The following is a 12451-nucleotide window of genomic DNA, read 5'->3' on the forward strand; positions in this document are numbered from 1 at the left end:
CTTTGCGTCCACCCATGGGAATGCATTGGCGGCGCGAAAGGGTCCGGGCGAACCCGGTTCAAGTCAGGCGATCACGCCGCCCCCGTCGCGCTGGGCCAGCACGCGGCCCATCGATTCGAACAGGGCATCCATCGCCACCGGCTTGAAGATGACGTCGTCGGCCCCCGCCGCCAGGCAGCGCTCGCGCAGGTCGACGGCAGCGTCGGCGGTCACCACGATGATCGGCACGGCCGCCTTGGCGTCGCCGCGCGCGCGGATGTGGCGGATCGCGGTGATGCCATCCATGCCCGGCATGCGCAGGTCGATCAGCACGATGGTGAAATCGTGGCGGTCGATTTCGATCAGCCCCTGCTCGGCATCCTCGGCCTCGCTCATGGTGGCGCCGGCCACGTCCAGCATGTCGCGCACGACGCGGCGGTTCATGCGATCGTCCTCGATGAAGAGCACGTCCATCGCTAAGCCGATCCCATCCTGTGCCCCTGGCAGCGCATGATCATGCGCCCGCGTCTACGCGTCATACCGTCTGCGGCACAAGCACATCGTCCGGCAATGCGATGAACAGAGAATGGACGAGCGCCGCGCCCGTCACCGGCTTGGTCACGACCCGTCCCACGCCGCTCCCGGCCAGTCGCGCCGCGCCCGCCGCATCCGCAGCCGGCCATAGCAGCGTCACCGCCGCCCCGCACCGGTCGGCCGCCGCGATCAGCCGCGCCAGCGCCGCCTCCGGATCGGCTTCGCTCCGCAGTGGCGCTTCGTCCACCAGCACGCGTCGACATGGCCCCTCTCCCAGCGACTGGGTCGCTTCCTCGAAACTCCCCACGAAGACTAGCCGTTCCTCATGCGGCGCGAACAGCGTCCGCCACATGCTGCGGGCGATCGGGTTGCGATCGATCACCAGCAGGCCCGCGCCCAGCACCTCGGCATCGCGCGCCGCCCCGCCCTTCGTCTCAGCCGGCACCACCAGCGGCAGGGTGACGGTGAAGGTCGAGCCCTGCCCCGCGACGCTGTCGACCGTGACGTCGCCGCCCATCGCCCGTGCCAGGTTGCGGCAGATCGACAGGCCGAGCCCGGTGCCGCCGAAGCGGCGCGTCGTGCTGGCATCCGCCTGGCGGAACGCCTCGAAGATCGCCTCGCGCTGGTCGGGCGCGATGCCGATGCCGGTGTCGCGCACCGCGATTGCGTAGCTCCGGCCGTCGCCGGCGCGCGTGACCGACAGCGACACCTGCCCGGCGCTGGTGAACTTCAAGGCGTTGGCGACCAGGTTGAACACGATCTGGCGGACTCGCGCGGCGTCGCCGACGACGCGGTCGGGGCATTCGCCAAGCGCGGTTTCAAAGCGCAGGCCCCGCGCCTCCGCCTGGGTCCGCCACATGATCGCGGCGTCGCGGATCGTCGCGGCCAGGTCAAACGGCGCCTCTTCGATGGTCAGATGCCCCGTCTCGATCTTCGCCACGTCCAGGATATCGTCCACCAGCGCCTTCATCGTCACGCCCGCGCCGTGCACCACGGACAGCCGGTCGCGGATGCCGGCGTCGAGCGAAGCATCGGCGAGCATCACCTGGGTCATGCCCAATATGCCGTTGAGCGGCGTGCGGATCTCGTGGCTGGTGGTCGCCAGGAACTCAGTCTTGGCCGCCAGCGCCTTGCCCAGCGCCTCGTTGGTGACCGCCAGGTCTTCGTTGGCGGCGCGGACCTGGTTGCGGCTGCGGCGGACGGTGAATAGGCTGACTGCCAGCACGAGGATGACGATCGCCGTCGCGGCCGCCGCGCCCAGGAACACCAGCCGTTCGGTCCGCGCCCGTGCCTGTTCGAAGGCGACGCTGCGGCGCAGCTCCTCCGCCTTCAGCTTGGCGATGCGCAGTTCCTGGTTGGCGAAGTCGAATCGCGCCGCCATCAGCGCCGTGTTGGTCTGGGTGGCCAATTTGGTCGCCTCGTCGTCCAGCCGCTTCAAGGCGATCAGGTGCGGCAGCGCCTTGTCCGGCGCGCCCAGCATCGCGAAGGTGCGATAGGCGGTCTGATGCGCCTCGCGATAGGGCAAGGTCGTGGCGTCCGGATCGACGCCGGCGAAACTCGCCTCGATCAGCCGCCCGGCCTCGCCGGGCTGGCGCCGCTGCAGCGCGGCTTGGGCGGCGATCGCCTGGACCTGCGGCCGCCAATGTTGCGCTTCTCCCGTCCGGGTCAGGGCCAGGGCGCGGGACAGCGCCTGTCCCGCTTCGAAGACCCGCCCGGCCTTAAGGCGGTTGCGCGCCAGATTGCCCAGCACCTGCGCCTGAAGCAGCGGACTGTTGCGGCGGCGGGCGAGGCCATAGGCGTGTTGGAAATCGGCCTCGGCCGCCGCGAACCGCCCGAGATCCTGATAGACCGTGCCTCGGTTGTTGAAGACCGCGAGCGACAGCCGGGGATCGCCGCGATACAGCTCCTCCGCCTGGCTGAAATACCGCAGGGCCGACTCGTTGTCGCGCGCGTCGTTGTAGAGCGATGCGATGCCCATCAGGGCTATGGCCTGGCTGCGCGCGTCGCCGGTTCCCTGGAAGATGCGAAAGGCCTGCTGGAACGCCCGCAGCGCCGCCGCCGCCCTGCCCTGCACGCCCTGATAGGCGGCGTTGGTCAGCAGCACCTCGCCCATCACTTGCGAGCGGGGATCGTAGCGCCGTGCCGCCGTTTCTGCGCGCGACAGCAGCGCCGCCGCATCGCCCAGCCGGTTCAGCCGCAGACAGGCGTCGCCTTGCAGCCGCCATGCCTGGGCCAGTTCGAGATCGCGCTGCCGCGCATCCTCGCGCGCCTCGGCATGATCCTCGGCCCGGCGGGCCGCCGCGAGCGCGACCGGCGGATCGTCGACCATCGCGCCGCGGGCCTCCGCCACCGACCGTTCGAACTCGGGGTCGGCCTGCGGTGCCGCCCGACCGGGATCGGACCAGCCGCCGACGGACAGGACCAGCGCGGCGGCCATCGCCGCCCTACGGATCATCGGCGCGACCAGGCGTTCCGCAGGCTCTGCACGCTCGCCGGCACCGGCAGGTCGAAGCCGCCCCGCTGCTGCTCGAGATAGGCGAGCAGCGCGTCGAGCGGCACCGGCCGGCTGATCAGGAAGCCCTGCACCATGTCGCAGCCCATCACCGACAGCAGCGCCAGCGCGGCATGGGTCTCGACGCCCTCCGCCACCACTTCCATCTCCAGCGCATGGGCGAGATCGATCGTTGAGCGGACGATCAGCGGGTCGCGGTTCGAACTGGTGAGCTGCGTCACGAACAGCTTGTCGATCTTCAGCTCGCGCGCCGGGAGCTGCTTCAGATAGGCCAGCGAGGACAGGCCCGCGCCATAATCGTCGATCGCGATGGTAATGCCGATGCCGGCGAAGATCTGGAGGTGCGCGATCGCGCATTGCGGGTCGCGGATCACCGAAGTCTCGGTCACCTCGAACCCCAGCCGCGCTCCGCTGTCCGCGATCAGGTCGCAAGCCTCGCGCACGAAGGCGGTGTCGGTCAGCAGCACGCCGGCGATGTTGATGAAGATCGGGCAGTCGACGCCGCACGACGCCATCAGCCTCTGATCCTCGATCACCTGGCGGATCGTCCACAAGGTCAGGTCGACGATGTCGCGCGACTGTTCGGCCAGGGGGATGAAGTCGCCGGGCGAGACCTGGCCACGGGTCGGATGATTCCAGCGGACCAGCGCCTCGACGCTGGAGATGCGCTGCTGGCGGACGTGCAGCTTGGGCTGATAATGCAGCGCCATCTCGCCGCGCCGGATCGCGACCGGCAGTTCATGCGCCAGCGCCATGCGGTCATGCGCGACGCCGCCGCATGCGACGTCGCAGATCACGGCACGCCGTTCGGACCGCGCCTCGATCAGCGCGGTTTCCGCTTCCTCGATCAGCCGGACATCGTCGGCCTCGCCGACACTGGCCGCCGACGCGCCGATATGGAGGTCAATGGCGATCACGCCATGATCGAGGGGCAAGGGGCGGGCGAAGAACGCTTCGATTGCGGCGATCCGATCGTCCAGCGCCGCCCGCTCGTCGCCGAAGAAGATCAGTTCGATCAGGTCGCGCCCGGTAGCGGTGACCAGCGCCTCCGGCACCAGCTTGGCCATGTGCCCGACCAACCGGTCGGCGAGCGAATCGGCCAGCGACAGGCCCAGATGGCGGCGCAACAGACCAAAATTCGCCACGGACGCCAGGACCACGAATCGCCATGCCCCCCGATTGGGGAGGGGGAACGATGCCGCTCGGTCAGGGCGCGGCCGCCCGGCATGGTGGCCGTTCGTCATCGGATGCTGATCCATCGTCCCGCCGGATAAACGAAAATCGATAAATATACTGTTAAGCTACCGAGCCAATGGGGTTTCTCCGTTGCGAAATGGTAAACCCGGTGTTAATAAATCCCTGCCTCCAACGAGGGGCCACGAGGGAGAAAAACCATGCTGAAGTTCATCCTGGCGCTGATCTACGGCGATCACATCCGCCCGATCTGAATCCATACCCGTTGCCCGACGGGCGCAGCCGCCAGCGGCGCGTCCAGGCGACGAACGACGAAAACGGACCCCACGCCCACCGGCGTCGGGTCCGTTTTTTCGTTGCGGCGCAGACACCCCCTCGACGGACCACCCGCCCGCCCGGTCGTGTGTACCGACCGACCAAGCGAGGGCGCGCGCAAGGGTCAATAATCCCTGGAGTAGCGGACGCTCGCCGACGATCCGCCGAACGAGCCGGCCGCGGTCAGGATGCTGAGCGACCGGGTCAGCGAAATGTCGAGCTGCGTCGCGGTGAAGCCACGCGCGTCGGTGATGATCTCCACATAGATATTGTTGGTCAGGTATTTGCCCGCTGCCAGGCTGGTGCCCCGCCCGCTCGCTTCGTCGGCGCCGAGGACGCGCAGTCGATCGAAGCCTGTGGCCGAGCGCAGCTTGCCGAGCGGGTTCAGCCCACCGCCGCCCGATCCGCGCAGGCTGTTGAGCGCCGAGGCGAGCTGGATCGCCTCGATCGCCGACAGATTCTCCGGGTTGGTGCCGAACAGCAGCCGGCTCAGCACCTCGTCCTGCGGGAGGGCAGGCGTCGAGGTGAAGCTGATCTGAGGCCGCTGGCCGGTGCCGGTGACGTTCAGCACCGCGGTGATGCCGTTGGTGGAGGTCGTCGCCTGGATGTTGATGTCCGGATCGATCAGCGCGCCGCCCTGGAAGCGGATCTGGCCCCGGTTCACTTCGAACCGCTTGCCCGCAAAGCTGTAGGTGCCGCGGATCAGGTCCAGCCCGCCGGTGATGACCGGCGCGGCGGAGGTGCCGCCGATGCGCAGGTCCATCTCCCATTCCGACTCCAGCCCCATGCCTGACACGAACAGCTGGTTGTCGGCCCGCACCCGCAGGTCGAGCTTGAACAGCCCCACCGGGGCCGGAACCGGCCGGTCGGTCGACCGCGCCACGCGAATCTCGCTCTTGCGGCGCACGCCGGTCAGTTCCGGCACCTCGGCCGCGCCTTGGCGAATGATCTGGTAACGGGCGTTGGGGATGGTCAGCTCGCCCTGGATCAGCCCGCCCTGCTTGCCGTTGGTCAGCCGGATCGTGCCGCTGGTGGTCGCGGCCAGCGCATCGCTGTTCGCCAGCCGTGCATTGTTCAGCGTCGCGCGCAGGTCGATCGGGAAGCCCGCATCGGCGGCCAGGCCGATCGACCCCTGGGCCTGCACGGTCCCGTCACCGGCCCGGGCACTGAGGCGGCTGATCTCCAGCCGGTCGCTGTTGAAGCGGCCGGCGATCTGCATCGCGGTCAGCCGGGTGCCGTAGCGCTCATTGTCATAGGTCAGGTTGTCGGCGCGGATCAGGCCATTGAGGCGCGGCGACGACACCCGCCCGCCGAAGTCGGCGGCAACCGCGATCGGTCCGGTCAGCTGCTGGTCGGGCAGCGCCGCGAAGGAGAAGAGCAGCGAGGACGGCCCGTTGTAGCGGATGCCGCCACCCAGCGGCGCGCTCAGCAGCCGCGTCGTCCAGCTTCCCGCCCCCGGCGGCAGCGGCCGCAGCGTCGCGAGCATCCGCCCGACCACGCTCTGCCCGTTGCGGATCAGCGCGCGCGCATCGCCGCCCTGCGCGTCCAGCGTGCCGGCGAGCACGATGTCGACCGGATCGGAGACGGTGGCCACGCCGGTGCGGCGGAACTGGCTGATCGTCATCCGCGCGGTCGCATCCGGGAAGGCGGTGCTGGAAGCCTGGCGGAAATCGAGGCTGCCGGTCGCCTGACCGCTCAGCCCCAGATTGGCGACGAAGGCGTTCAGGATCGACAGGTTGAGCCGGTCGAGCCGTGCCTGCACCTGCGTCGCGCCGCCGAACGATCCGGCCAGCCGCAGCGAGCCGCCCGCCTGCCCATTGGCCGGCGCGAAGTCGATCCGGGTCGGGTCGAGCCGGTAGGCGCCGCCGCTGGTGCGAATCCGCGCCGGATTGACCGTGCGGAAATCGATGCCGCTCGCCGCGCCCTTCAGCGCGACCAGATAATCGTCGGGAGCCAGCCGGGCGTTCAGCGCGACGCGGAACGGCACGCCGTTCGACCCGGTCAGCAGCGCCTGGGCGGTGCCGCGCCCGCCGACGTAACGGACCTTGGCGCGGGCCGCCTGGATCACGGTCGGGCCGTAGCGCGTGTCGGCAAGCTGCACATCGGCCACCAGTTCAGGTGCCTTGGGCATCAGGACGATGCTGGCATTGGCGATGGCCCGGCCGATGGTGAAGTCCACCTGGCCCGGAATGCGGGCGTTATAGGCGCGCGCCGCGACATCGGCGCGCTGGTTGCCGCCCTGGTCGGAGAGACGGACATCGCCGGTCACCCCCTGCCCGTTGAAGGCGAGCGCACCCGCGAATGGGCCGCGCGGCGTCTGCACGACCCGGCCATTGGCGGCGATGCCGGCGAAGACGACGCGGCGAATGTCGATCGCCAGCTGGTTGCCCGGCCGCACCAGCACGTCGGCGGTGAACGGACCATAGTTGGTGCCGCCGCTGGCGGTCACCGCATAGGCCCCGCCCCGGCCGACCACCCGCGCGTTCAGGTCGACCAGTCCGACGCCGACGCCCGGTCGCGGCGCGCGCAGCACCACCACCGGCGCCTCCGCCGATCCGGTCACCCGCGCCGACAGCGGACCATAGGCGGTTGAATAGGCGTCGGCCGTCACCGCCACCGCGCCGGACGCGGGATCAAACCGTCCCTGCCCGCGCGTAATGCGGAACTGCGGCGCGTTCAGGCGCAGATTGGCGAAGGTCACGATGCCCTCGGGGCTGTAGCCGATGTCCGAACGGACCACGGCATTGCCGCCCAGGAAGTTGCGGACCCCGTCATTGAACAACTGCTTGGTCTGCGCGACGACGCGGCCGGTGATGCCGAAGCCGCCATTCGCGCCCGGCACCAGCTTCGCGTCCGTCGACAGGTTGAGAATGCCGATCGATTCGAGCCGGTAGTTGTTGACCCGCCCCTTCAGCGCGCCGGTGTAGCGGCCGGTCGCGGTGTTGGCGACGACCACGGCGGTCGCGTCGATCGAATCGGAGCGGATGCGCAGATTGTCCGACAGGATGTTGGGCATGGAGATGGCGAGGTCGCCATCGATCCGGACGTTGTTGGTCAGCCCGCCGACCGCCGCGTTCAGCCCGGTCACCCGGCGGGCCCGCGCATGGACCGGCACCAGGATGCGGTCGCTGTTCACCCGCGCCAGACCCTCGGCATAGATGGCCTCGACCGTGGTCGTGCCGAAGCCGATCGTGGCGGCGCGCAGCTTGTAGTCGACCGTCGGCGTCGCGAACGCGCCGTTCAGCACCACGCGCGCGGTCACGTCCCGACCGCGCAGATTAGGGGCGATCGCACCGGGCGTCAGCAATCGGGCGTTCACCGCGAAATTGCCGAACTGGCTGTTCGCCAGGTCGATCAGGCCACCGGCATCCACCGCCAGCGCGTCCGATTTGAGCGTCAGTCGCGTGTCCGCGCGCCGCTGGTTCAACGTCGTGTCGATCGCCACGTCGAGCTGCGGCGCGGTCAGCCGTTCGACCGGGCCTTCCAGGTACAGGCCGGGCCGGGTCGTGCCGCGCACCTCGATATGGCCGTTCCGCGTGGTCAGGTTCAGGTTCGCGAGCTGCCCGCCGCCCAGCGTCGCGAGCGCGCGCCCGCGCCAATTGGCCCAGCTTCCGCGCCCGTCGACGTCGAGCGTCAGCGGCGCCTTGAGGCCAGCCATCGTCGCGACAACGCCGCCGGTCGGGGCCTGGAGCTTCACGGCCAGATCGAGCCTATTCCGGTACGGCACCGCGTCCAACGTCAGCGCCAGCCGGTCGCCGCCGGCCACGCCCGGTCCGCGCAGCGCGGCGGCGTTCGCCCTGAGCTGCGCCCGGCGGTCGGCGATATGGACGGTGCCGTCGAGCGACAGGACATGGGTCTGCCCGCTGACCGCCTTCTGCATCGTGAAGCGGCCGATGTGCAGCCGGTTCACATCGATATCGAGATCGGGCAGCAGCGGCTGGTTGTCCGGCGTCGGCGGCGTCGGCTTCAGAACGGGGCGGCGCGCCAGCGTGATCTGGTCGGCGCTCAAGAGCTTCACGTCGATATGGTTCTTGGCGTAGGCGAAGGGCCGCCAGTCGACCTCCAGCCGCGGACTGGTCAGGAAAACGCCCTTTTGGTCGCTGACGCGCAGATCGGACAGCGCCATGCGGCCATAAAGCGAACCGTCGATCCGCCCCACCTTGATGTTGAGGCCGGACGCGGTGCTGTAGCCGCCGATCTGGTCGGCGACGAAGCGGCGGCCCGGATCGGTGTTGATCCCGAACAGCACCACCAGCACCAACGCGACCAGGCCGAGCAGCGCCAGCCCGATCCCCTTCAGGATGCGAAAGGCCAGGGAGCGCTTCGGCGGCGCGGACGGAGGGGGCGCGGAGTCCTGCGCCAGCGTGTCGGCCATCAGAATGCCTGCCCGATCGAGATGTAAAGCGCGACCTTGCCGTCGCCCGGCCGCGGGTTGAGCGGCGTCGCAACGTCGACGCGCAGCGGCCCGAAATTGGTGTAGAACCGCCCGCCGATGCCGGCGCCGAAGCGCAGGTCGGTGAAGGTCGGCAACGCGCTGGCATAGCTGTTGCCGGCATCGACGAATGGCACGATGCCGAAATCGCCGAACCGGTAGCGCGCCTCCAGCGAGAATTCGTTGAGCGACCGGCCGCCGATCGGATTGCCGTCGGGATCCAGCGGCCCCAGCCGCTGATAGCCATAGCCGCGCACCGATCCGCCCCCGCCGCCATAATAGCGCCGCGAAGGGGCGAGGTCGTCGCGGTCGATGCCCTGGATCGATCCGGCGCGCGCGCGGCCGGCGATCACGAGGCTGTCGCTGACCGGATAATAGCCGGTCGCCTCCGCCAGCGTCCGTACATAGGGCCGCACGGCGCCACGCACCGAGGTCTCTGGCGAGACGTTGAGCTTCAGGCGATAGCCCTTGGTGGGGTTGAGCAGGCTATCCGAGCGGTCGAAGACCACCTGCCCGGGCAGCGCGGCGATGCCGAACGTGCCGCGCCGCCGCCGGCCGAGATCGAAGTCATAGACATCCTCGTTGGTGCCGATCAGCTCCGCGCCGTAGGCATAGGTAAATTTCTTCTGCCACAGCGGCGTTGAATCGTAGCTCCACCGGATCGCCAGCGTCCCGGTATAGGCGCGATAGGCGTCGTAATTCTGGTGGCTGGCATTGGCCAGGATCTGAAATGTCCGGTCCCGCCGCCCGGCATTGGACCGGCGGAAGGTGGCGTTCAGCCCCTGTTCCTGCGTACCGATGACCGCGGACGTGATCAGCGCCCCCTCGTCGGGCGAGAAGTTGCGGTTGATCCAGCTGGCTTCCAACCGGGTCCCCTGCCCGGTCGAATAGCCCGCGGTCGCCGCCAGCGACCGGTATTTGCCCTTGGATTGGCGGATCAGCAGGTCGACCTGCTCGGTGCCGTCGGGACCGGGCCGCCCGGTCTTTTGCGGCGCAACCGACACCGAGGAGAAGAGCCCGGTCGCGACCAGCGCATCGCGCAGATCGTCGGTCTTCTGCGCGTCGTAGAGCTGACCCGGCTTGAAGCGCGGGAACAGGTTCAGGTGATCCAGCCCGAAGACCGGATCGCCCGTCGTCACCAATTGCCCGAAGCTCGACCGGGGGCCGGTATCGACGGGCAGCGTATAGGCGCCGGTGGCCTTCGGCCCCTGGTCGTCGAGCAGGATGTCGCGGTCGCCGACCTTGACGAACGGATAGCCGTTGCGCGGCAGTTGCAGACTGACATTGGCCTCCGCGCCCTGGATGCGCGCCGCCTCGATCGGGTCGCCGATCTTCAGCGGCAGGTTGCGGCGGATCAGGTCGGGTGGCACCACCGGCCCCGCATCGATCGTGATCGACGACAGCGTATAGAGCCGGCCGGGCGAGGCGGTGAGGATCGCGGTGAGCGGACCGCCGGGGGTGGTCGGCTGCTCGATGGTGGCGATCGCGGTGGCATCATAATAGCCGAGCGACTTCATCAGCCGCACCGCCAGCCCCTCGTCCTCGCGGGCGCGGGCCGACACCTGCGCACCGTTCGCTGCCTTGCCCTTGCCCTCGCGCAGGGCCGAGAGCGCCTTGAATTCGTCCGTCAGGTTCAGCGCGTCCAGGCCGCGGACCACGGTCTCGTAGCGGATGTCCGGCGTCTTCGCGCCGGTCGCCGCCGCCTCGGTCTGGAGCGGCGTGGAATCGAAACTGGCCAAGGGCGTCAGCGGCTGGGTCAACGCCGGATCTTCGGGACCGACCGGCGGCAACGTGTCGCCGGTGGCGAGCGGCGTCGTGGTCGTCGGCTGGGGAAGGGGCCGCGTTGGCGGCGTCACCGGCTCCGCCATGCCATCCATCGGCCCCAGCGGGGCGTTGATGTCGCCCGACAGGGGCGGCAGCGCCGCGTCGAACTCGGCCTCGGGCACGATGGGGGCGTTGCCCTGCGGGTCGCCCTGGTCCGGCGCGACGCTTTGTCCGGCGACCGACGGCGTCGCGGCCGGCTTGGGCGCGTCGGGCCCGCGCGCGGGCGCGGTGCCCGGCTGCGACCATTGACCAAAGGCGGGAGACGTGGCGGTCAGCGCGACGGCGAGCCAATAGTGCCGGCGGGTCGAAGCAGTCACGCGATCATCATTCCCCTTTGCGGGACGATCGGTTGTGACCTGCCCCCAACATTCGTCCCAACGCACCGGATCGGTCAGGGTTTCGTCACGGTCGCGAAATCATCCCGCGATGCGGAAAGGATGCTGACATGGTTCACGGCCGTTGCGGCGCGCAGCCGATCATGCCGGCGACCGGCAGCACCACGGCATCCGCCCCGTCGCGCTGGACGGTCAGCGTCGCCTCCGGCACGCCGCCGCCATCGGTCAGGTCGGCGCGGGTGGCGAAGCTCAGGTCGAGCGCGGCCATCACCCCGCCCTGGCGATAGACGCCACGCGTCGGCAAGCCGAAGCCGCCGGGGCCGGTCCGGCTCTCCTGGGGCAGGTCCATCACCTTGCCGTCGATGACCAGCCGCACGCTCGCCGGATCGGCGGTGACCATGGTCGCCAGCGATCGATCCTGGAGACTCCAGAGATAGGCGGCGCAACCCCGGGCAGGCAGCGCCTGTGGCGGCAGCTTGCCGGGCATCGGCGCGGTGGCGGTGGCGGCCTGCATCAGCACGGCCAGCAGGGGGACGGCGATCATGCCAGCGCCCCTATCATCATCAGCCAGGCGGGATAAGCCGCCATCGCCAGCAGCGTGCCGAAGGGCAGCGCGTCGTCGGCCGCCATCGGCCGCCCCGCCAGCCGCCGCGCCACCACCACGCCCAGGCCGATCAGCGCCGCGACCAGCAGCACCGCCGGCAGCATCCGCCAGCCGAGCCACAATCCGATCGCGCCGAACAGCTTGGGGTCGCCACCCCCCATCCCCTCGCGCCCGCGCCACCGGCGATAGCCCGCCGCGATCGCCCACAACAGGCCGAAGCCGAGCGCGCCGCCGACCAGCCGGTCGGCCATCGGCGGCGGGACGTCCGCCATCGCGCCGAGTATCCCGATCGCCGCCAGCAGCCCGGTCAACCGGTCGGGCAGCCAGAAGGCGCGCCAGTCGAGCGCCGCCAGCGCCAGCAGCAGCCAGCCGAACGCCGCCCCCGCCATCCCCGCCGCGCCCGGCGCGACCAAGCCGGCCGAAACGCCGATCGCCAGCGCCGCCGCCTCCATCTGCCAGTGAATCGGATCGATCGCCGCGCCGCAGCTCCGGCAGCGGCCACGTTGCCACAGAGCGCTCAACAGCGGCACCAGCTCGACCGCGCGAAGCGTGCGCCCGCAGCCGTCGCAAGCCGATCGTCCGCTCGCGACCGACCGCCCCTGGGGCCAACGGACGACCAGAGCCCCGATGAAGCTGCCCAGGATCAGCCCCAGGCCGCCGAGCAGCGTCGCCCCCAGGCCGGGCGACCAGAGCAGTGGATCAGTGATCGGCCTTGCGGACCA

7 protein-coding genes are annotated in these 12451 nt (G+C 69.9%); all 7 read right to left on the reverse strand.

Translation table 11 applies throughout. The features are described from left to right. Nucleotides 1-63 precede the first annotated feature (63 nt). A complete protein-coding gene (locus GGQ96_RS18200; protein ID WP_184116801.1) occupies nucleotides 64-453 on the reverse strand; it encodes a response regulator in 390 nt (129 codons plus the stop codon). Between the two features lie 61 nt (nucleotides 454-514). Next, nucleotides 515-2968 (reverse strand): ATP-binding protein, encoded by a 2454-nt coding sequence (locus tag GGQ96_RS18205; RefSeq protein ID WP_246360713.1) that lies wholly within the window; start codon nucleotides 2966-2968, stop codon nucleotides 515-517. Then, on the reverse strand, nucleotides 2965-4185 hold the full coding sequence (locus GGQ96_RS18210; RefSeq protein ID WP_343059119.1) for an EAL domain-containing protein: 1221 nt from the start codon (nucleotides 4183-4185) through the stop codon (nucleotides 2965-2967). The genes GGQ96_RS18205 and GGQ96_RS18210 overlap by 4 nt, the downstream gene beginning before the upstream one ends. A 473-nt stretch (nucleotides 4186-4658) precedes the next feature. Further along, nucleotides 4659-8909, reverse strand: a complete 4251-nt coding sequence (locus GGQ96_RS18215) for a translocation/assembly module TamB domain-containing protein (protein WP_184116802.1) — start codon at nucleotides 8907-8909, stop codon at nucleotides 4659-4661. Beyond that, nucleotides 8909-11107, reverse strand: coding sequence for a BamA/TamA family outer membrane protein (locus tag GGQ96_RS18220; RefSeq protein ID WP_184116803.1), 2199 nt, complete (start codon nucleotides 11105-11107; stop codon nucleotides 8909-8911). The genes GGQ96_RS18215 and GGQ96_RS18220 overlap by 1 nt, the downstream gene beginning before the upstream one ends. 133 nt (nucleotides 11108-11240) lie before the next feature. After that, nucleotides 11241-11669 (reverse strand): hypothetical protein, encoded by a 429-nt coding sequence (locus GGQ96_RS18225; protein ID WP_184116804.1) that lies wholly within the window; start codon nucleotides 11667-11669, stop codon nucleotides 11241-11243. Further along, the gene (locus tag GGQ96_RS18230) at nucleotides 11666-12436 is read right to left on the reverse strand and encodes a prepilin peptidase (protein ID WP_425506714.1); all 771 of its coding nucleotides are present in this window, start codon (nucleotides 12434-12436) and stop codon (nucleotides 11666-11668) included. Before GGQ96_RS18230 ends, GGQ96_RS18225 begins: the two co-directional genes overlap by 4 nt. Nucleotides 12437-12451 lie beyond the last annotated feature (15 nt).

Origin of the sequence: Sphingomonas abaci, assembly GCF_014199625.1 — a bacterium.
GTDB lineage: Bacteria > Pseudomonadota > Alphaproteobacteria > Sphingomonadales > Sphingomonadaceae > Sphingomonas > Sphingomonas abaci.